The sequence below is a fragment of the Rhodopseudomonas pentothenatexigens genome, from assembly GCF_900218015.1.
Lineage (GTDB): Bacteria > Pseudomonadota > Alphaproteobacteria > Rhizobiales > Xanthobacteraceae > Rhodopseudomonas > Rhodopseudomonas pentothenatexigens.
This window is the reverse complement of the sequence record NZ_UFQQ01000017.1, coordinates 63,852-83,947: the sequence shown is the minus strand read 5'-3', so window position 1 is coordinate 83,947 and position 20,096 is coordinate 63,852. Positions and strand designations below refer to the sequence as shown.

The following is a 20,096-nucleotide window of genomic DNA, read 5'->3' as shown; positions in this document are numbered from 1 at the left end:
CATGGCGCATCTGCTTCCCTTCGTCCCGGTGCCGGCGCTGCTCGGCTTCGTGATTTTGTCGCTGGTCCCGGTGCCGCTGTCGCGCGCCGCGGTGATCGCGCTCGGCGTCGGCGCCGCTGTGCTGCCGGCGATCCTGTTCTTCCCGGTGGCGCTGTCCTGCATCGAGGGCGTCTGTGTCGCCGGCGCGACGGTGCCGATCCTGTCGATCGATACCGGGGTGTTCGTCGCCCAGATCGCGATGTCGATGGATCCGCTCAGCATGGTCACCGGCGGGACGGTGGTGCTGGTCGGTGCGCTGGTGCTGGTCTATTCCGGCGCCTATATGGCGTCCGAGCCGCTGCCGGATCTGCGCCGGTTCTTCGCCGTGATGAACCTGTTCCTGGCCGGGATGCTGGCGGTGGTGTTCGCCGCCGACGTCATCCTGCTGTTCCTGGGCTGGGAAACCATCGGCCTGTGCAGCTTCATGCTGATCGCGTTCTACGACAAGCTGCCGAAGGCGGTGGCGTCGGGACGCAAGGCGCTGATCACCACCCGCGTCGCCGACAGCCTGCTGCTCGCCGGCCTGATGATGCTGTTCCTGAACGCCGGTACCACGCGGCTCGACGGCATGCTCGCGGCGGTGCCGGGAATCGATCCGTGGCGGCTGGCGCCGATCGCCGGACTGATCGCGCTCGGCGCGCTCGGCAAGTCGGCGCAGTTTCCGTTCCACACCTGGCTGCCGAGTGCGATGGCCGGCCCGACGCCGGTGTCGGCGCTGCTGCACTCCGCCACCATGGTGGCGGCTGGCGTGATCCTGCTGGCGCGGCTGGCGCCGCTGTTCGCCGCCGCGCCGGAAATCTCCGCCATGGTGGCGATGCTCGGCATCCTCACCGCCGCGCTCGGCGCGCTGGTCGCGCTGATCCAGACCGACGTCAAGAAGCTGCTGGCGTTTTCGACCATGAGCCAGATCGGTTTCATGGTGCTGGCGCTCGGACTCGGCGCGCCGGCGGTGGCGCTGTCGCATTTCGCCATCCACGCGGTGTTCAAGTCGCTGCTCTTCCTCAGTGCCGGCGTGATGAGCCACGCCGCCGGCGGCTCGACCGCGATCGAGGCGCTGCGCGGCTCGCGCTATCGCCAGCCGCTGGCGTTCTGGAGCTTCGCGGTCGGCGCCGCTTCGCTCGCCGGCCTGCCGGTGATCACCGCAGGCTGGTACTCGAAGGAAGCCGTGCTCGCCGCGGTGTGGAGCAGCGGACCTTGGGGCGTGCCGCTATGGCTGCTGGCTGCGACCGCTGCGGTTCTGACCGGCGCTTACGCATTCCGCGTGGTGTTCGTCGCGGCCAGCCAGACGGCCGATCTCGCAGCTCCCGCTTGGGGCGGTCTCGCCGTGGTGGTGCCGCTGACGGTGCTGACGCTGGTGGCGGTGATCGGTGGCCTGTCGGTCGGCGCGCTGATCCAATTCACCGGCGGCGCGCCGGTGCATACGCCGTTGCTGCCGACGCTGCTCGGCGCCGCCGCGCCGATCCTCGGCGTGCTGCTGGCGCGGCAATTGGTCAAGCACCCGCAGGAGCTCGAAGCGCTGGCGAAGCGGATGCGCCACGTCCGCATCTTCCGCTTCGAGGTGCTGTACTACTATTACTTCGTCCGGCGCTTCCGCCGCGTCGCAACCGTGCTCGGCAATGCCGAAGGCACCGAGGCGGTGGCCGACGCCGTCGCGCTGCGCCGTGAGGGCGTTGACGTGCCGGGACTCGTCACCGACGATCCGCTCGGCCGCGGCGCCAGCCAGGTTCGCGGCATTCGCACCGACCTGATCACCCGCGCCACCGACGGTCAGACCCCGGTGGTGCGGATGGTGGCCGGCGACCCGGTCGGCCGATTGCTGATCGTCGCCGCCCGGCTGTTCGTCGGATTCTTCGTGGCGCGGTTCAATCCGGACCGGATCGATCGCGCCTGGATGGGCCTGGCCGGCGGTGCCGGTCACGCCTGGGCGCTGGCGCGGCGGACGCAAACCGGCCGCGTCCGCGATCACTCGCTGTGGATCGCGCTCGGGTGCGCGGGACTTCTGTTGTTTGCCTGGGGGACGTCATGGCGTTGATTGCGCTCATCCTGCTGCCTGCGATCGGCGGCCTCGTCGCATTCCTCGTCGCCGGCCAGGGCGAGCGTGAGCGCTGGGTCACGATCGCGACCTTCGCGCTGATGCTGGTGCTGCTGTTCGTCGTCGTCGCCACCGGGGGCGATGGCCGCTGGTACGACAAGGTGTCGTATCCGTGGGTGCCTTCGTTCGGCATCTCGCTGGAATTCGCGATCGATGGCCTGTCGGCGACGATGATCGCACTCGCCGCCGGACTCGGCATCATCTCGGTGATGGCGTCGTGGAGCGAGATCCGCACCCAGTCGGGGCTGTTTCACGCCAGCCTGTGCTGGACGGTCGCCGCCACCGTCGGCGTGTTCCTGTCGTTCGACCTGCTGATCTTCGCGTTCTTCTGGGAAGCGATGCTGGTGCCGGCGTTCACACTGATCGCGGTGTGGGGCCACGGCGACAAGGAAGGCGCCGCGCTGAAATTCCTGATCTTCAACGCGGCCGCCGGGTTCGGCCTGCTGGCGGCGTCGTTCGCGCTGGCGGCGATGGCCGATCACATGACCTTCAGCGCGTTCGAACTCGCCGAGATGAAGCTCTCGACCCACGTCCAGGTGTGGATGCTGCTCGGCTTCTCGCTCGCCTTCATGGTCAAGCTGTCGGTGCCGCCGTTCCACGCCTGGCTGCCGGAGGCGCACACGCTGGCGCCGACCGCCGGCTCGATCCTGCTCGCCGGCCTCTTGCTGAAGACCGGCGCCTACGGCCTGTTCCGGTTCGCCCCGATGCTGTTTCCGGACGGTCTCGCCGCGGTGGCGCCCTACGGCATCGCGCTCGGCGCCGCCGGCGCGCTGTATGGCGGTCTGGTCGCCTGCGGCCAGAACGACGCCAAGCGGCTGGTCGCCTATACGTCGATCGCCCACATGTCGATCGTGCTGATGGGCATCTCCGCCGGCGTGCACTACGCGCTGGCCGGCGCCGCGGTCGAGATGATCGCGCACTCGTTCTCGGCCTCGGCGCTGTTCCTGCTGATCGGTGCGCTGTACGAACGCACCCATACCCGCGACCTGCGCCAGCTCGGCGGCCTGCAGCAGACCGCGCCGAAATTCGCCGCGGCGTTCGCGCTGTTCTGTTCGGCGCTGCTGGCGCTGCCCGGCACCGCCAACTTCGTCGGCGAGGCGCTGGTGGTGGTCGGCATCTTCCAGGTCAATTGGGTGTTCGCGCTGCTCGCGCTGTCGACGCTGATCGTCTCGGTGATCTACGCGACGCGGCTGCTCAAGGGCCTGGTGTTCGGCCTGCCGCAGCCGAAGCCGCCGCTCGCCGACATGACCTGGCGGGAATATTGGCCGATCCTGGTGATGGGCATCGGCACGCTGATCGTCGGCCTGTATCCGCAGAGCCTGCTGGCGCTGCTCGAGCCGGCGATCAAGGCCGCGCTGATCCAAACGCCGTGATCGCCGCGCCATGACCGCAGCCCAATTCGCCGCGCTTTCGCCACTCGTGGTGCTGGCCATCGCCGCCGTTGCGGCGATGATGCTGGTGCCGCTGGCGCGGCTGCAGATCGTGCAGGCCGCCGCCGCGGCGGGGCTGGCGCTGGCCGCCGCGCTGGTGCTGCTGCGGATCGGCGCGCCGGCCGCGCCGATGGGGGCGCTGTTCACCGACGACGGTCCGGCGCGGTTCGGCATCGCGTTCGCCTGCCTGGTGTCGCTCGGCGCGCTCGTCTTCCTGCGCACCGGCGGACCGGCCAAGGAAGCGCCGTCGCTGCTGGTGCTGGTGGCGATCGGCGCCGCGACATTAGCGGGTGCCGGCCACGCCGCGACGCTGTTTCTCGGCGTCGAGATTCTGAGCCTGTCGCTGATCGCGCTGTTCGCATTTCGCCTCACCCGACAGGGGCTGGAGGCGGCCTACAAGTTTCTGGTGATGAGCGGGCTGGCGTCCTCGGCGCTGCTGCTCGGCATTGCCCTGATCTTCGCCGAGACCGGCGCGCTGGATTTCGCCGGTTGGGGCGGCCGCGGTGCGCTGACCGCATTCGGCACCGCGCTGCTGCTGGCCGGTCTCGCGTTCAAGTTCTCGCTGGTGCCGTTCCACATGTGGACGCCGGACGCGTTCGAGGCGGCGCCGGCCAGTGCCGCCACGCTGGCGGGAGTGGTGTCGAAATCGGCGGTGGCGATCGTGATCCTGCGGCTGGCGCTGAGCGGCCATCTGCCTGAGCCGGTTTGGAGCCAGGGGCTCGCCGCACTCGGCGGCGCCTCGGTGCTGATCGGCAACCTGTTGGCGCTGCGGCAGCCGCAACTGCCGCGGATGCTCGGCTATTCGACGATCGCGCATTCCGGCTACATCGCGCTGATCATCGCCTCCGGCACGCCGCATGCCGGCGAGGCGGTGCTGTTCTATCTGGCGATCTATGCGCCGGCGATGCTGGGTGCGCTGTGCGTGTCCGCCGCGCTCGGCCGCGCCCCGACGCTGCCGGATCTGCACGGGCTGATGAAGCGGCGCCCGCTGGAGGCGATCGCGCTGTCGCTGTCGCTGCTATCGCTCGCCGGCCTGCCGGCGGCGGGCGGCTTCATCGCCAAACTGTTCCTGCTGCGGGTCCTGATCGATGGCGGGCTGTGGGTGCTGGTCGGGATCGTGGTCGCCGGCTCGTCGCTCGGCTTCTTCTACTACGCGAAGTTCTTCACCGCGCCGTTCGTCGGCCACACTCACGACGAATCCGAGCCGCTGCCGCAGCTCGATCGCGGCCTGCTGATCGTCTGCATCGCCTTGATCGTGATCTTCGGCGTCGCTCCGGCCGGGCTGCTGAACGTGGTCGCCGCGACGATGACGCCGTAGCTGCGCTCACCTCTCCCCGCGCGCGGGGAGAGGTCGGATGGCGCAGCCTTCCGGGGGAGGGAGCGTCTCCGCGAGGCAGAGAGTCAGTGCTCGCGTCAGCCCTCACCCCAGCCCTCTCCCGCAAGCGGGAGAGGGAGCCGGCCGTGCTTGGGGCTACGCCGCGCTCGCCAGGCGTCCCGCGGCGAGGCCGCGGTCGAGGTCGGCGAGGATGTCGTCGATGTGTTCCAGGCCGATCGACAGCCGCACATAGCCGTCCGACACGCCGGTCGCGAGCTGCTCTTCGGTCGAGAGCTGCGAGTGAGTGGTCGAGGCCGGATGGATCGCCAGGCTGCGGGCGTCGCCGATATTGGCGACGTGATACAGCAGTTCGAGCGCGTCGATGAACTTACGACCGGCCTCACGGCCGCCGGCGAGTTCGAAGCCGACCAAACCGCCGAACTTGCCCTTCAGATACTTCTCGGCGCGCTCGCGGGCGACGCCGCTCTGCTTCGACGGATGGATCACCTTCACGACTTCGGGGCGCTTCTCCAGATAGTCGGCGACCTTCTGGGCGTTCTGGACATGGCGCTCGATCCGCAGCGGCAGCGTCTCCAAACCCTGGATGATCTGGAAGGCGTTGAACGGCGACAGCGCCGCACCGAGGTCGCGCAGCAGCGTGGTGCGCGCCTTGATGATATAGGCGACCGGGCCGATTGGCTTCACCGCCTCGACCCACACCGCGCCGTGATAGCTCGGGTCCGGGGTGTTGAGCGCCGGCTGGCGCTGCGGAAACTGCTCCCAGGGGAAGTTGCCGCCATCGACGATGATGCCGCCGATCGAGGTGCCGTGGCCGCCGAGATATTTGGTCGCCGAATACACCACGATCGCGGCGCCGTGTTCGAGCGGCTTCACCAGCAGCGGCGCGGCGGTGTTGTCGACGATCAGCGGAATGCCGTGCCGGCGGCCGATCGCGGCGACCTCCTCGATCGGAAACACCGCCAGCTTCGGATTCGGCAGCGTCTCGGCATAGTAGGCGCGGGTGCGCTCGTCGGTGGCGCGCTCGAATGCCTGCGGATCGGACGGATCGACGAAGCGGACCTCGATGCCCTGGTCCTTCAGGGTGTTGGCGAACAGATTCCAGGTGCCGCCATACAGGTCGGTCGACGACACGATGTTGTCGCCGACCCGGGCGAGGTTCTGAATCGCGTAGGCCGAAGCGGCCTGACCTGACGCCACCGCGAGCGCGGCGACACCGCCTTCCAGCGCGGCGACGCGCTGCTCCAGCACATCGGTCGTGGGATTGCCGAGCCGGGTATAGATGTTGCCGAGCTCCTTCAGCGCGAACAGGTTCGCGGCGTGCTCGGTATCGCGGAACTGATACGAGGTGGTCTGGAACAGCGGCACCGCCACCGAGCCGGTCGAAGGGTCGGCGCGCCAGCCGGCATGCAGCAGGAGAGTTTCGGGGTGGAGCTTCTGGGTCATGGCGACATCCTTCGGGCAATGAAAACCGGCTGTGACCGCGCGCCGACAACGGCGATGCAGGTCCACGAGTGTTCATCAGGACGGCGCAAGTCCCTCGAGTCAATCGCGCGTGCGAAATAAAAATCTCCGTCTCGGCGATATGGCGATGGCGGTGAGTTCGTTCTTTGCTGATCGCGGGATGAAAGAGAAAAATCTTCCGATTGGCGGGGCGGGCGCCCGCGGGTGATCCCAGCCCATAACAGAAAAGGCCACCATCGCTGGCGGCCTGTCTGTCCGATCCGATTGCAGGAAGATGCGGCGGCAGGGAAGCCGCCGAAGCCGGCCTCAGGCGTCGAGATTGCGAAGCTGGGCGCGATTGCGCAGTTCGATCTGGCGGGCGCCGGAGAAGCCGAGAATGCCCTTGCTCTGCAGCTGCGACAGCGCGCGGGAGACGGTTTCGAGGGTCAGGCCGAGATAGTCGCCGATGTCGCGGCGGCACATCGGCAGCGCCATCATGCCGGCGACGGCGAGGCGGCGGTCCATTTCCAGCAGGAAGTTGGCGACCCGCTCCATCGCGTTCTTGCGGCCGAGCAGCAGCATGTGGTCTTCGGCGTGGCGCAGCTCGCCGGCGGTCATCGACCACAGGCCGCGGGCGATGTTGACGTCGGTGGCGGCGGCCTGTTCGAGGCTGCGGCGCTTGATCAGGCGGACGGTGGTGTCGACGATGGCTTCGGCGGTCAGGCGATGGGTCGGTCCCGACTCCAGCCCGAACACGTCGCCCGGAAGATAGAAGGCGCCGATCTGACGGCGGCCGTCGGACAGCAGCTTGTAGCTGCGCACCGCGCCGGACACGACCTGATAAACATATTCGGACGGCTCGTCCTCGCCGTAGATTTCCTCTTCCTTCTTGTAGGTGAATTCGGAGGCGATCAGACCGGCATGGCCGGTGGTGGCGAAGAACTGCTCAGCCGGAGAACAGGAAGGATCAATCGGGGCGTTGGCGGCGGTGGCGGGGGTCCTGAGCGACTGGTTCAGCATCTGGCCATCTCCTGGTGGGATCGGATGGCCAGCGTTGTACGGAAGATTGCGCGGACGAGGTATTTCGCTCCATATCTTAAGTGGGTTCCCCTAAGTAGATTTACGGAGTTTTGGGCGCGTGTCTGTCGCCGCTCTCGCAGAAAAAATGATGTATTGACAATGTCTTAAATCCGGCGGCGAAGGCCGGCTGGCGGCACGCTCAGGCCGGCGCGCCGTTTTCCTGCAATGCGGCCCGGATGTGCCACACCAGACTCTCTTCGAGGTGCGGTTTGACCACCACGTGCTGGACCCCGACCACGCTGGCGCGGCTGGAGATCGTCTCATCGGGATAGCCGGTGATCATCACGATCGGGGCGTGCACCTTGCGGTCGCGCAGCCCGCGGGCCAGATCGATGCCGTTCATGCCGGGCATCTTGTAGTCGATCACGATGCAGTCGACGGGGCCCTGGTCGATGGCATCCAGCAGGGCCGGTCCGCTGCGGAACGTGCGCACCGCAAAGCCGTCGGTTTCAAGCAGGAACCGCAGCGATCCGAGCACGCCCTGATCGTCGTCGACGACATAAACGATGGTTTTTGCCGACGCGCCCGGCATCATCAACCTCAGCACCGATCAAGGCTGCGACAGTTTCGTAACGGCACCATAGAGGCAGGCTGCGGCGGCAGTTTGATCTGTCTCAATCCTTGATGACGCCGCCGCGCATCGCCATTCGCACGAGTTCCGACAGGCTCGAAGCCTGCATCTTAGTCATCACGTTGGCGCGATAGACCTCGATCGTTCGCGGGCTGATATCGAATTCGCGGGCGATCACCTTGTTGGACATGCCGGCGATCAGTCCGTCCATCACCTGGCGTTCGCGCGGACTGAGCGAGGCGATCCGCGCCGCAATGTCCTGGGTCACCGCTTCGCTGCGGGCACCTTCCTGCGCCTGCCTCAATGCGAGCTCGATCAGTCCGATCAGGCGGTCGTCGTCGAACGGCTTTTCGATGAAGTCGGAAGCGCCGAGCTTCATCGCTTCGACCGCGAGCGGCACGTCGCCGTGACCGGTCATGATCAGCACCGGCAGCTTGCTGCCCGCCGCCTTCTGCCGTTTCAACAGGTCGAGACCGTCGATTCCCGGCATTCGCACGTCGGACAGGATGCAACCGAACTCCACGTCCGATGCGTCGAGAAACGACTGCGCGGACTCGTACAGTTTGACCTCGTAGCCGGCCGAGCTCAGCAGGAAATCGATCGATTCCCGCATCGCCAGATCGTCGTCGATCACATGCACGGTACCTTTAGGCATCAGTCAAATCCCCGACCGGAGCCAGCGGCAGCGTGAAACGAAACGTCGCGCCGCCGGCGCTGTTGGTTTCCGCCCACATTCGGCCGCCATGAGCCTCGATGATCGAACGGCTGATCGAAAGTCCGACCCCCATCCCGGTTTCCTTGGTGGTGAAGAACGTCTGAAACAGCTTGGCTTTGACCTGCTCCGGCAAGCCACTGCCGGTGTCCGAAACGTTGACCTCGACCATATCGTCCGCGACCCGCGCATTGCCTGCACAGAGTTCCTTCTTATCCGAATTCGCCATCGCTTCCAGCGCATTGCGAAACAGATTGACCAGCACCTGCTGAATCTGGACCCGGTCGACCAGCACCAGGTCGTTTGCCGGATCCAGGTTGAACCGCAGCACCACGCCCTGTTCCCGAGCCCCGGTGAGCCCGAGCGCGCCGGCCTCCTCGATCAGCTTGGCGAGGCTCTCGACCCGCTTTTCAGATTCGCCCCGCGCGACGAAATCGCGCAGCCGACGGATGATCTGCCCGGCGCGGAGCGCCTGCTCGGCGGCGCGCTCCATCGCGCTTTCGATCTTGGCGGTGTTCGGATCGGTACTGCCGGCGAGCAGCCGGCGCGAGCCCTTCATGTAGTTGCTGATCGCAGACAGAGGCTGGTTCAGTTCGTGGGCCAGCGCCGAAGCCATTTCACCCATCGCCGTGAGCCGCGAGACGTGGACCAGCTCGGCCTGCAGCTCGTGCAGGCGCGCCTGGGTCTGCTGATACTCGGTGAGGTCGCGGATGAAGCCGGTGAAGTAGCGCTCGCCGCCGGATTCCATTTCACCGATCGACAGATGGATCGGGAAGGTGCTGCCGTCCTTGCGGCGGCCGGTGACGATCCGGCCGATGCCGATGATGTGGCGTTCGCCGGTGTTGTTGTATCGGTCGATATACTGGTCGTGGCGAGTGGCGTCGGGCCGCGGCATCAGGACGCTGATGTTCTGGCCGATCGCCTCGCGTTCGGTCATGCCGAACATCCGCTCCGCCGCCCGCGAGAAAAACCGCATGATGCCGCGGCCGTCGATCAGGATCATTGCGTCCGGGACGGTGTCCAGGATCGAGCGCAACTGGCCCTGCTGCAGCCGCAACTCCTGCTCGAGCACCTTCTGCTGATCGATGTCGAGCACGATCCCGCACAGATAGGAGATGCCCTCCTCGTGAACGAGGCCCCCCCTGCAGCGGAGCCAGTGGCGGGGCAGGTCGTTCTCCGCAACCCTGAAGGTCACGTCGATCTGGTCGCCGTGCTCGATCGATCGCTGCATTGCACGCGCAACCTGCTCCCGGTCCTCGGGGTCGATCAGCGACAGGAACAGGTTGTAGGTGACGGGAGCGTCGGGAGCCACGCCGAACAGTTTCCGCGTGGTCGCGGACCAAGCCAAATCCCGCGTCGCGAGATTGAAGTCCCAGGTACCGACGCCGTACCCGTCGATGCCCTGCTGCAACCGGCGTTCGCGCGCAAGGAGTTCGGTCGACGGTGTGGTTCGTTCGGTCACGCGACGCCTGAAATGCTCTCTTTGCCGCTCTTAACACAACGGCATTCTGGTCCGCAACACGGCGAACCGGCGCAGACTCACCAGCGTCGGAGCGTGGACGACCGGCTTCGCTCAGGAATAAAGTAACATCTCGGCAGGCAGAATTTCAGCTCGCCTTCTTGGCCGCCCGATCGTCCTCCGGTGAGTTCAGATAGAACCCGGACATGGTGTCGACCCAGCACAGGTGGTCGTGCACTTCGCGCACGCCGCAGACGTTTTCCGCAACCACGATCGCGGCCTGGCGCGAGCGCTCCTCGGTGATCACGCCATTGAGGTGAACCACGCCGTCACGCACCAAGACGCTGAGGCCGAACGGCCGCCAGTCGTTGCGTTCGATCTCGGCGATGATCTTGTCGCGGATCTTGTCGTCGGCGGCGTTCGGCTCGGGCGCCTGGCGCGCCAGATCGGCGACCGCGCGCAGCAGGTTCTTGCGGGTGACGATGCCGACCAAGAGGTCGCCGCGCATCACCGGGAAGCGCTTGACGTGGTGCTTCTCCATCAGCCTGACGATGGTCTCGATCGAGGTGTCATCGGAGACCGTGTAGGGATGGTGCGTCATCACCTCGCCGACCTTGCGTCCGTGCTCGTGGACGAAGTCGCCGGCGCAGGTGCCGGGCCCGAGCAGCATCCGCAACCACCGTCCGCGCTTGCGCTCGGTGCCGATTTCGGCGCGGCGGATGAAGTCGCCCTCGGAGATGATACCGATCAGCTTGCCGTCGGCGTCGAGTACCGGCAGGCCGCTGACGTGATTGTCGATCATCGCATTGGCGGCGTCGACGATCGAGGCCTCGGGGCCGATCGTGACCACCTGCCGGGTCATGATTTGATGAGCGCGCATCTTCCGTCTCCCCTTCGCCGCGACCGATGCCGGAACGCCACGCCGGTCGCGCCGTGGCTTGTTGTGTCGCTGCCCCGGCGGGGCGTCAATGCGAGATCAGCGCAGGCAGCGTCAGCGATCTGAAGATACCTCGGGTGACGCCGCCGAGGATGAACTCGCGCAGCCGCGAATGACCGTAGCCGCCCATCACCAGCAGATTGGCGCCGGTATCGGCTGCGAACGACAGGATGGTGTTGTGAATGTTGCTCGGCGGCGCGGTGAGATGGTGGCCTGTCGCCGCGAGATCGTGGCGAAGCAGATGCGCCAGCAGCGCGTTCGCGGACGCCTGTCCGACCACGTCCTCGTCCTCGTTGACAGCTACGACATCGATGGTCTTCGCCCGCGCCAGGAACGGCATGGCGTCGTGCACCGCCCGCGCCGCAGGCCGTCCGCCGTCCCAGCAGACCAGGACGCGATCCAGGGCCAGCGGTCCGGTGTGGATGTACGGCACCATCAGCATCGGCTTGCCGGAATTGAACAGCACGGCTTCGGGCAGCGGATCCTGATGGCCCGGTCGGGCTCGGTCGGGCTGAGCGAGGATCGTGAGGTCGTACAGCCGCGAGATTTCCGCCAGCGCCTGATTGGCCAGTACCGGCGTATCGCAGATCGAGCGGGCGCCGTGGGTCACCCCGGCGGCGCGCGCGGCGATTTCGAATTGATCGAGTCTGGCCGCGGCGTCGTCGGCATCGGTGTTGTATTGTGTGGCGGCGGCGTAGTACGCGGCAGAGGCGCCGACCATGATAGCCGGATTGATCGGCTGGTAGGTGCAGACAATGCCGTCGAGATGCGCGTCGAACGCCTTGGCTACGGAAACGGCGCAGGCGACGACGCCGTCGGCCGGTCGATCGGCCGGAATGTGGACGACGATGTCACTCGGCATTGCAAGCTCTCCCCGCTGCATCCATCGCTGATCGGTGCGGAATATATGGCCGCGCCCACCGGTCGCTTTGATCTAGCTCATCGTATCGAGGCGGTTTGTTGCGGGATCATAAATCGACTACGGTGGCCGCAAGCGCCGAGCGGTGGCTTCGGGGTGTTGTTGCCGCGGCGGTGTCGGGGAGGTGCCGATGACATACTCGACGGTGATGGTCGCGCTTGCGTTCGACCAGCCCAACGCGTGTCGGCTCGCCATCGCCGCGGAGCTGGCCGAGCGTTTCGAATCGCGACTGATCGGCATTGCGGCTTCGGAACTGAGCCCGCCGGTCTACTACATGAGCGGCTCGCAGGCCGAGCGGCTGATGGTGGAGGGGCTCGCCACTATCAAGCAGCGACTCGGCGAACTGGAGGTCGAGTTCCGTCAGGCGATGAACGGCCACGCCCGCGAGGCGGAATGGCGCAGCGCGATCGAGCAACCGTCGCGATATCTGGTGCAGCAGGCCCGTGCCGCAGATCTCGTGGTGTGCGGCGCCGGCACACCGGGCATTCTGACCGATCCGTTTGCCTTGGCCGATCCGGCCGATCTGGTGATGGAGATCGGGCGGCCGCTGCTGGTGGTGCCGCCGAACGTCTGCCGGATCGATCTGTCGAGTGTGCTGGTGGCCTGGAAGGACAATCCGGAAGCGCGGCGCGCGATCGTCGACGCATTGCCGTTGTTGCGGCAGGCGACCCGGGTCACCGTGATCGAGATCGTCGAAAGCGAGGAGGACGACGGCCGCGCGACCGCGCTCGCGGGCGTTCACGACGTCGTCGATTGGCTGTCTCGCCACCACATCCGCGCAACCGGCGAAGTGCCCGAGCCGGTCGGCGACGTGTCGCGGCAGATCACCGATGTCGCCCGCCGTGTCGGTGCCGGGATCGTGGTCGCGGGCGCCTACGGCCGCTCGCGCTTCCGCGAATGGATCCTCGGCGGTGTCACCCAGCATCTGTTGGAGCAAACCTCGCGTTGCGCGCTGCTGGCTCGCTAGGGACACAGGCCGGCTTGACTGCCGTCCGGTCCCGCCTGGCTGCTACCACGGCTTAACCATCTTCGCCGCCCCCGGTCCGGACCTCGTGGATGACCGCAAGATGACGTTCTGGTCGTCCTATATATGGAGATAGCACGGACCTGACGGATCGCCGTTCGGCGGGTGTATATGTCCGGCATGCTGCGATGGCCGTTCAGCACCGCAGCGCCGACGAGGTGGACCATGTTGCAGACTCCTTTGCTGGCGGCGCCGAGCGGCGCGCCGCAGTCGGACCGGGCCCCGGCTCCGTTCAGCCGCGCCAGCGACAGTGACCGCACGTTGCACGCCACGCTGGCCCCGCTGACCGGCGGGTTGTCGCCGACGGCGCTGGCACTGGCCTATTCCGACTGGCTGTCGCATCTGTTCTGGGCACCGACCCGGCGGATGGATCTCGCCAACGACGCGATGCGACGGGCGACGCAACTGGCGGAGGCCGCGCTCGATCAGAGCGCGCCGTGGTCGCTGATCGCGCCGCAGCCGCAGGATCGCCGGTTCACCGCATCGGAATGGCGCGAACCGCCGTTCAACCTGATGGCCCAGGCGTTTCTGCTGACCGAGCAGTGGTGGCACGATGCCACCACCGAGATTCGCGGCGTATCCGAGCAGAACGAAAAGATCGTCGAATTCGCCACCCGACAGATGCTCGATGTCTGGGCGCCGTCGAACTTCGCTCTCACCAATCCGGAAGTGCTTCGCCGCACCGCGGCCACCGAAGGTCGCAATCTCGCCGATGGCTTTCGCAACTGGTGGGAGGACCTGCTCGAACTGATGGCGCACGAGCCGAAGCACGATTTCGTCGTCGGCAGGGACGTCGCGGTCACGCCCGGCAAGGTGGTGTACAGCGACAGGCTGATCGAGCTGATCCAATACGCGCCGGCGACCGAAACGGTGCGGCCCGAGCCGATCCTGATCGTGCCGGCCTGGATCATGAAATACTACATCCTCGATCTGTCGCCGCACAACTCGCTGGTGAAATACCTGACCGAGCAGGGCTACACGGTGTTCATGATCTCGTGGCGCAATCCGACCGCCGCGGACCGCGACGTGTCGCTCGAGGATTATCGCAGGCTCGGGGTGATGGCGGCGCTCGACGTCATCGGCGGGATTCTGCCGGGGCGGCAGATCCATGCCGCCGGCTATTGCCTCGGCGGCACGTTGCTGTCGATCGCGGCGGCGGCGATGGACCGTGACGACGACGAACGTCTGAAGTCGATCACGCTGTTTGCGGCGCAGACCGACTTCACCGAAGCCGGCGAATTGACGCTGTTCATCAACGAGAGCCAGGTCGCGTTTCTCGAAGACATGATGTGGAATCGCGGCGTGCTCGACACCACCCAGATGGCCGGCGCGTTCCAGATGCTCCGCTCCAACGATCTGGTCTGGTCGCGGCTGGTGCACGACTACCTGATGGGCGTGCGGTCCGAGCCGAACGATCTGATGGCGTGGAATGCCGATGCCACCCGGATGCCGTATCGGATGCACTCCGAATATCTGCGCAAGCTGTTTCTCGACAACGATCTCGCCGAAGGCCGCTATGTGGTCGACGGGCGCCCGATCGCGCTGTCCGACATTCACACGCCGGTGTTCGTGGTCGGGACCCAGCGCGATCACGTCGCGCCGTGGCGTTCGGCCTTCAAGATCCATCTGCTCGCGGACGCAGAGATCACCTTCTGCCTGACCGGCGGTGGCCACAACGCCGGGATCGTCTCGCCGCCGTCGCCGAAGGCGCACGGCTACCAGGTGATGACCAAAGAGGCCGACGGCCCGTATGTCGGGCCGGACGATTGGCTGCAGCAGGCGCCGCACGCCGAAGGCTCGTGGTGGACCGAATGGGTGCAGTGGCTCGGCGCCCGCTCCGGCGAACCGGTGGCGCCGCCGCGGATGGGCTTGCCGGACGTCGATCCCGGGGCCCTGCCGGATGCGCCGGGCAGCTACGTGCTGCAGACCTGAGCGGCCCGCGGCAACGCCGCCAGACTCCGCGACAGCGTCTCGGCCGGAGCGCCGCCGGCGTCGATCACGGTCCAGCCGATCACGCCCTGCGCGTAGCTGTGCTGCTGCCGGACGATCTCCGGCGTCGCGTCCGACGCGTCGCCGCTGCGGCCGGCGACCCGCGCGATCCGGGTGTCGAGATCGGCGCTGAGAAACAGGCCGTGGAACGGCGCGCCGAACCTGGTCGCGATCGCTTCGATCGCCTGGCGTTCCTCGGGCCTGGAGAACACCGCGTCGACGATCACCGAGTGGCCTTGCTGCAGGACGTGGGCGGCGCGGTCGGCGAGGCCGCGATACACCTTGTCGGTGACGTCCGGCGCATAGGCGGTGACGGGCAGCCGGTCGGTGTCGGCGACGCCGTATAGTCGTTTGCGGGCCACATCCGAGCGCAGCACCACGGCACCCGGCAGCGGCGGAATGTGGCCGGACAGCGCCCGTGCCAGCACGGATTTTCCGGTACCCGACAGCCCGCCGACGGCGATCAGCCGGGGCGGCGGCGGCGCGATCAGCCGGACCGCCAGAGCGAAATAGGATTCGGCGATTGCCCGATTGGAATGCCTGATCGAGTCGTCGGCAGCCGGCCGCGCCAGCATCACCTTGGCGCGGATCGCGGCGCGCATCGACAGCAGCAGCGGCAGCGCCGACAGCGCATCGAAATTGTCGTCCGCCGTCACCGCCAGATAGCGGTTCAGAAGTTGTGCGGAGTCGCTGCCACGGCCGTAATGCAGCAGGTCCATCAGCGGGAAGGCCAGGTCGTACAGCACGTCGACCGACGCCATGATCGGATCGAACTCGATGGCGTCGAACAGCGTCGGCTTGCCGTCGATCATCACGATGTTGGCGAGATGCAGATCGCCGTGACACCAGCGCACGAAGCCGCCCGCGCCGCGCTGCTGCAACAGCGGCCGCAACCGCGCAACCGCAGCGTGGCTGCCCTGATCGAGCGCCGCGACGTCGGTCGCCGCCAACCCGCCGGCGGCAAGCTCGGTCGTGTCGTCGGTCAGGATCGGTTCGATCGACGTCAGCCACGGCGCGGTCGCCGCCAAGGGTGCAGCGCGGTGAGAAGCCGCGATCGCATCGGCGACGGCGTCGATCAACTCGGGTCCGAGCGCTCCGGCGCTGGCGAGGTGATCGAGCGTCGCGCTGTCGTCGAAGCGCGCCATCTCGACGGCCCATTCCACCACCGGCCCGTCGCCGCCGATCTGTAAGGCTCCCTTGGCAGTGCGTGTGATCGGGACGACACGGCGATAGATCGTCGGCGCGAATCGGCGGCCGATCTCGAGTTCCTGCTCGCAGGCCGTCTTGCGTTTAGCGAGCGTCGAATAATCCAAAAATGGGAATTTAACGGCACGTTTGATCTTCAGAGCACGGTTTCCCTGAAGAAAAACCGCTGCGCCGTGGGTGTCGATCTGCTTCGTCGGGGACGGATCGCCACCGCCGCGGCCGAGGAAGTCGAAGACTTCCCGCTGCGAGGATCCGTCGGGCGAGAGAGCGGTCTCGGACATCGGGATTACTACTTAGGGGGGCGAGGAACCGCCCGGGATCGATCACGTTGCATTCCGAATATGCAAGCCGGGCGGCAGATCATGAGCATTGTTGTACGAAAAACAAGCGGTGCCGCGAATTGCTGCTGGTTTGACCTTGATCAATTCAATTCGCCGGAGCTGCGGTCAATTTGCACGGCAACGACGATTAGCAGGGCCGCCATTGGGTCGCCGGAAGTCGTCGGTGAAAATTCCGAGTGATTGGGTCCGGTCTTGTACAAGTTTCTAGAGGCAACTGTTGCCGATCATATGACGCGAACGGTGAAGACCGTGTCGCGCGAATTGACCATGCGCGAGTTGGAGGACAAGTTCGAGCACGACGACTTCAACGCCTATCCGGTGGTGGAGGATCAGCGTGTCATCGGCATGGTGACCAAGTACGATTTCCTGAGTTGCTTCGCATTCCATCCGACCCAGATGCTGCCGCATTACGACGATCTGATGAATCGGACCGTCGGCGACATCATGTCGCCAGACTTCCTCTACGTGCACTCCGATACCAAGCTCACCCGGGTGTTGCAGTTGATGGTCGAGCACCAGACCCGCAGCATTCCGGTGCTGGATGCCGATCGCAAGCTCGACGGTATCATCTCGCGCGAGGACGTCATCAAGGCGCTGGCGGGCTTCACCAAGGTCCGCTGACGGCGCGAGCGGTACGCGTCTCTCCGCCGCGCCGGCCCGACATTGGCTTGTTGCAGCAACTGTCGTACACATCTCGCGCGCGAAGTCCGGATCGTGCGTCGGCTGCCGTTCGCGGCCAGCCGACCGGTGTCGAGGTGAGATGTCGACTTATCGATTGAGCACCCTGCTGTCGCCCGGAGCCGTGGCGGTCGTCGGCGCCAGTCCGCGGCCGGCCTCTCTCGGTCGCGCCGTCCTCACCAATTTGCGCGAGGCGGGATTCAAAGGGCAGGTCGGCGTCGTCAATCCGCGCTACCCGGAGATCGGCGGGTTCAAGACCGTCGGGTCGTTGGCGGAGCTCTCCTTCGTTCCGGACCTGATCGTCATCACCGCGCCGCCGCGTTCGGTGGCGAAGGTCGTGGCCGAAGCCGGCGAGCTCGGCGTCGCCGGCGCGATCATCATCAGTTCGGAGATGGGGCGCGGCAAAGGCTCCTATGCGGAAGCCGCTAATCGTGCCGCGCGGAAATCCGGCATCCGGCTGATCGGCCCCAACTGTCTCGGCATCATGATTCCCGGCGCCAATCTCAACGCCAGTTTCGCCGCCCATATGCCGCGTCGGGGCAGCCTGGCACTGATCTCGCAGTCCGGCGCGATCGCGGCCGGCATGGTGGACTGGGCGGCGGTGAAGGAGATCGGGTTCTCAGGCATCGTGTCGATCGGCGATCAGCTCGACGTCGACATCGCCGACATGCTCGACTTCTACGCCGCCGATCTCGAGACCCGCGCGATCCTGCTCTACATCGAAGCCGTCACCGACGCCCGCAAGTTCATGTCGGCGGCGCGCGCCGCCGCGCGGGTCAAGCCGGTGGTGGTGGTGAAGTCAGGGCGGATGGCGCACGGCGCCAAGGCCGCGGCGACCCACACCGGCGCGTTCGCCGGCGCCGATGCGGTGTACGAAGCCGCGTTCCGCCGCGCCGGGATGTTGCGGGTGTACGATCTGCGCGAGCTGTTCGATTGCGCCGAGACGCTCGGCCGCGTCAGCGCGCCGCGCGGCAAGCGGGTCGCGATCCTCACCAATGGCGGCGGCATCGGCATCCTCGCGGTCGACCGGCTGGTCGAACTCGGCGGCGAACCCGCGGCGCTGTCGCCCGAGCTGCACAAGAAGCTCGATGCGGTGCTGCCGACCTCGTGGTCCGGCTTCAATCCGATCGACATCACCGGCGACGCCGATGCCGAGCGTTATTCGGCGGCGCTGTCGATGCTGCTCGCCGATCCCGACAACGACGCCGTTCTGGTGATGAACGTGCAGACCGCGGTCGCCTCGCCGGGCGACATCGCCCGCGAGGTGATCCGCGTAGTCGGCGAGGAGCGCGTCCGCCGCACGCTGTTCAAGCCGGTATTCGCGGTCTGGGTCGGCGCCGAGGAGGCGGTCACCCACGGCTTCGACGCCGCCTCGATCCCGAACTATCCGACCGAGGACGACGCGGTCCGCAGCATCATGAACATGGTGCGCTACCGCGAGGCGGTGCAGCTGCTCACCGAGGTGCCGCCCAGCCTGCCGAAGGATTTCGACCCCGACACCGAAACCGCCCGCGCGATCGTCGAGAAGGCGCTGCGCGAGGGCCGCTCCTGGCTCGATCCGCTGGAGATCAGCGGGCTGTTTGCCGCCTATCAGATCCCGATGATTCCGACGCTCGCTGCCACCAATGCCGAAGAGGCGGTGTCGTGGGCGAGCTCGTTCCTGTCGCAGGGCGTCACCGTGGTGGTGAAGGTGCTGTCCCGCGACATTCCGCACAAGTCCGACATCGGCGGCGTGGTGCTCAACCTCACCAGCGCCGAAGCGGTGCGCGTTGCGGTCGACGAGATTCTGGCGCGTGCCGCCAGGCTGCGCCCCGATGCGAAGCTCGACGGCGTGATGGTGCAGCCGATGATCCTGCGGCCGAAGGCGCGCGAACTGACCATCGGCATCGCCGACGATCCGACCTTCGGGCCGGTGATCGCGTTCGGGCAGGGCGGCACCGGGGTCGAACTGATCGACGACCGCTCGCTGGCGCTGCCGCCGCTCGATCTGCCGCTCGCGGAATCGCTGATCGGGCGCACCCGGGTCTCCAAGCTGTTGTGTGCCTATCGCGACGTGCCGGAGGTCAAGCGCAGCGCGGTGGCGCTGACTCTGGTCAAGCTGTCGCAGATGGCCGCCGACCTGCCGGAAATCCGCGAACTCGACGTCAACCCGCTGCTCGCCGACGACAGCGGCGTGGTGGCGATCGATGCCCGCGTCGTGGTGCGGCCGCCGGAGCGCAAATTCGCCGGCCGCGGCAACACGCATTTTGCCGTGAAGCCATACCCGACCGAATGGGAGCGGCATCTGTCCGTGAAGGACGGCTGGCGGGTGCTGGCGCGGCCGATCCGCCCCGACGACGAGCCGGCGATCCACGACTTCCTCAAGCACGTCACGCCGGAGGATCTGCGGCTGCGGTTCTTTGCGGCGATGAAGGAGTTCAGCCACGCCTTCATCGCGCGGCTGTCGCAGATCGACTACGCCCGCGCGATGGCGTTCGTGGCGTTCGACGAGATCACCGGCGAAATGCTCGGCGTGGTCCGCATCCACTCCGACTCGATTTACGAGAGCGGCGAATACGCGATCCTGCTGCGCTCGGATCTCAAGGGCAAAGGACTGGGGTGGGCGCTGATGAAGCTGATCATCGAATACGCCCGCTCCGAAGGCCTGCACTATGTCTGCGGCCAGGTCCTGCGCGAAAACTCCGCAATGCTGCGGATGTGCCGCGATCTCGGCTTCGAAACCAAGACCGATGCGTCCGAGCCGGATATTCTCAACGTTCGGTTACCGCTGACCGAAGAAGCGGCCCGCGCCGCCAAGTCGGCATGACGACGGTGACGCACCGCACCGGTGCCGCTGTCCTGCT

Annotated in this window: 15 protein-coding genes; 7 read left to right on the top strand and 8 right to left on the bottom strand. The window is 66.7% G+C overall.

Annotated elements, in window-relative coordinates; genetic code table 11:
* The first annotated feature begins 1 nt into the window (after position 1).
* Genes DWA33_RS16805 through DWA33_RS16795 form a run of 3 tightly spaced genes read left to right on the top strand, consistent with a single transcriptional unit; the run spans position 2 to position 4,879 of the window.
* Entirely contained in the window at positions 2–2,071 is a 2,070-nt protein-coding gene (locus DWA33_RS16805; RefSeq protein WP_114359400.1) for an NADH-quinone oxidoreductase subunit 5 family protein, read from the top strand.
* Positions 2,062–3,504, top strand: a complete 1,443-nt coding sequence (locus DWA33_RS16800; RefSeq protein ID WP_114359397.1) for a complex I subunit 4 family protein — start codon at positions 2,062–2,064, stop codon at positions 3,502–3,504. Before DWA33_RS16805 ends, DWA33_RS16800 begins: the two co-directional genes overlap by 10 nt.
* A gap of 10 nt (positions 3,505–3,514) precedes the next feature.
* Positions 3,515–4,879, top strand: a complete 1,365-nt coding sequence (locus DWA33_RS16795; protein WP_114359395.1) for an NADH-quinone oxidoreductase subunit N — start codon at positions 3,515–3,517, stop codon at positions 4,877–4,879.
* A 153-nt stretch (positions 4,880–5,032) separates the two neighbouring features.
* Here DWA33_RS16795 and DWA33_RS16790 read toward each other — a convergent pair whose 3' ends face one another.
* The 7 genes from DWA33_RS16790 to DWA33_RS16760 all read right to left on the bottom strand — a co-directional run bounded on the left by DWA33_RS16790 (position 5,033) and on the right by DWA33_RS16760 (position 11,958).
* Entirely contained in the window at positions 5,033–6,340 is a 1,308-nt protein-coding gene (locus DWA33_RS16790; RefSeq protein WP_114359392.1) for an O-acetylhomoserine aminocarboxypropyltransferase/cysteine synthase family protein, read from the bottom strand.
* Positions 6,341–6,664: 324 nt separating this feature from the next.
* Positions 6,665–7,357 (bottom strand): helix-turn-helix domain-containing protein, encoded by a 693-nt coding sequence (locus DWA33_RS16785; RefSeq protein WP_114359390.1) that lies wholly within the window; start codon positions 7,355–7,357, stop codon positions 6,665–6,667.
* 199 nt (positions 7,358–7,556) lie between these two features.
* Complete coding sequence (locus tag DWA33_RS16780) at positions 7,557–7,949, bottom strand: response regulator (RefSeq protein ID WP_114359459.1); 393 nt, start codon at positions 7,947–7,949, stop codon at positions 7,557–7,559.
* Between the two features lie 82 nt (positions 7,950–8,031).
* Positions 8,032–8,643, bottom strand: a complete 612-nt coding sequence (fixJ, locus tag DWA33_RS16775; protein ID WP_114359389.1) for a response regulator FixJ — start codon at positions 8,641–8,643, stop codon at positions 8,032–8,034.
* Positions 8,636–10,162, bottom strand: a complete 1,527-nt coding sequence (gene fixL, locus DWA33_RS16770) for a sensor protein FixL (protein ID WP_114359387.1) — start codon at positions 10,160–10,162, stop codon at positions 8,636–8,638. Before fixL ends, fixJ begins: the two co-directional genes overlap by 8 nt.
* Positions 10,163–10,307: 145 nt before the next feature.
* Positions 10,308–11,039: a CBS domain-containing protein gene (locus tag DWA33_RS16765; protein WP_114359385.1), complete on the bottom strand. Its 732-nt coding sequence runs from the start codon at positions 11,037–11,039 to the stop codon at positions 10,308–10,310.
* 85 nt (positions 11,040–11,124) lie between these two features.
* The gene (locus DWA33_RS16760; RefSeq protein ID WP_114359383.1) at positions 11,125–11,958 is read right to left on the bottom strand and encodes a universal stress protein; all 834 of its coding nucleotides are present in this window, start codon (positions 11,956–11,958) and stop codon (positions 11,125–11,127) included.
* 187 nt (positions 11,959–12,145) lie between these two features.
* Here DWA33_RS16760 and DWA33_RS16755 point away from each other — a divergent pair, with 187 nt between their 5' ends.
* Positions 12,146–12,982, top strand: a complete 837-nt coding sequence (locus DWA33_RS16755; protein WP_114359456.1) for a universal stress protein — start codon at positions 12,146–12,148, stop codon at positions 12,980–12,982.
* 222 nt (positions 12,983–13,204) lie between these two features.
* The gene (locus DWA33_RS16750; RefSeq protein ID WP_114359454.1) at positions 13,205–14,971 is read left to right on the top strand and encodes a PHA/PHB synthase family protein; all 1,767 of its coding nucleotides are present in this window, start codon (positions 13,205–13,207) and stop codon (positions 14,969–14,971) included.
* Here DWA33_RS16750 and DWA33_RS16745 read toward each other — a convergent pair.
* Complete coding sequence (locus tag DWA33_RS16745) at positions 14,953–16,515, bottom strand: bifunctional aminoglycoside phosphotransferase/ATP-binding protein (RefSeq protein WP_114359381.1); 1,563 nt, start codon at positions 16,513–16,515, stop codon at positions 14,953–14,955. The genes DWA33_RS16750 and DWA33_RS16745 overlap by 19 nt on opposite strands.
* Positions 16,516–16,767: 252 nt before the next feature.
* Here DWA33_RS16745 and DWA33_RS16740 point away from each other — a divergent pair, with 252 nt between their 5' ends.
* On the top strand, positions 16,768–17,196 hold the full coding sequence (locus DWA33_RS16740; RefSeq protein ID WP_181902427.1) for a CBS domain-containing protein: 429 nt from the start codon (positions 16,768–16,770) through the stop codon (positions 17,194–17,196).
* 139 nt (positions 17,197–17,335) lie between these two features.
* Positions 17,336–20,059 (top strand): bifunctional acetate--CoA ligase family protein/GNAT family N-acetyltransferase, encoded by a 2,724-nt coding sequence (locus DWA33_RS16735; RefSeq protein ID WP_114359377.1) that lies wholly within the window; start codon positions 17,336–17,338, stop codon positions 20,057–20,059.
* The last annotated feature ends 37 nt before the right edge of the window (positions 20,060–20,096 follow it).

Coding starts and splice junctions, on each gene's coding strand:
- DWA33_RS16805 (WP_114359400.1), top strand. CDS start 2: ATGGCGCATCTGCTTCCCTTCGTCCCGGTGCCGGCGCTGCTCGGCTTC.
- DWA33_RS16800 (WP_114359397.1), top strand. CDS start 2,062: ATGGCGTTGATTGCGCTCATCCTGCTGCCTGCGATCGGCGGCCTCGTC.
- DWA33_RS16745 (WP_114359381.1), bottom strand. CDS start 16,515: ATGTCCGAGACCGCTCTCTCGCCCGACGGATCCTCGCAGCGGGAAGTC.
- DWA33_RS16760 (WP_114359383.1), bottom strand. CDS start 11,958: ATGCCGAGTGACATCGTCGTCCACATTCCGGCCGATCGACCGGCCGAC.
- DWA33_RS16780 (WP_114359459.1), bottom strand. CDS start 7,949: ATGCCGGGCGCGTCGGCAAAAACCATCGTTTATGTCGTCGACGACGAT.
- DWA33_RS16750 (WP_114359454.1), top strand. CDS start 13,205: ATGTTGCAGACTCCTTTGCTGGCGGCGCCGAGCGGCGCGCCGCAGTCG.
- DWA33_RS16785 (WP_114359390.1), bottom strand. CDS start 7,357: ATGCTGAACCAGTCGCTCAGGACCCCCGCCACCGCCGCCAACGCCCCG.
- fixJ (WP_114359389.1), bottom strand. CDS start 8,643: ATGCCTAAAGGTACCGTGCATGTGATCGACGACGATCTGGCGATGCGG.
- DWA33_RS16790 (WP_114359392.1), bottom strand. CDS start 6,340: ATGACCCAGAAGCTCCACCCCGAAACTCTCCTGCTGCATGCCGGCTGG.
- DWA33_RS16765 (WP_114359385.1), bottom strand. CDS start 11,039: ATGCGCGCTCATCAAATCATGACCCGGCAGGTGGTCACGATCGGCCCC.
- DWA33_RS16755 (WP_114359456.1), top strand. CDS start 12,146: ATGACATACTCGACGGTGATGGTCGCGCTTGCGTTCGACCAGCCCAAC.
- DWA33_RS16795 (WP_114359395.1), top strand. CDS start 3,515: ATGACCGCAGCCCAATTCGCCGCGCTTTCGCCACTCGTGGTGCTGGCC.
- DWA33_RS16735 (WP_114359377.1), top strand. CDS start 17,336: ATGTCGACTTATCGATTGAGCACCCTGCTGTCGCCCGGAGCCGTGGCG.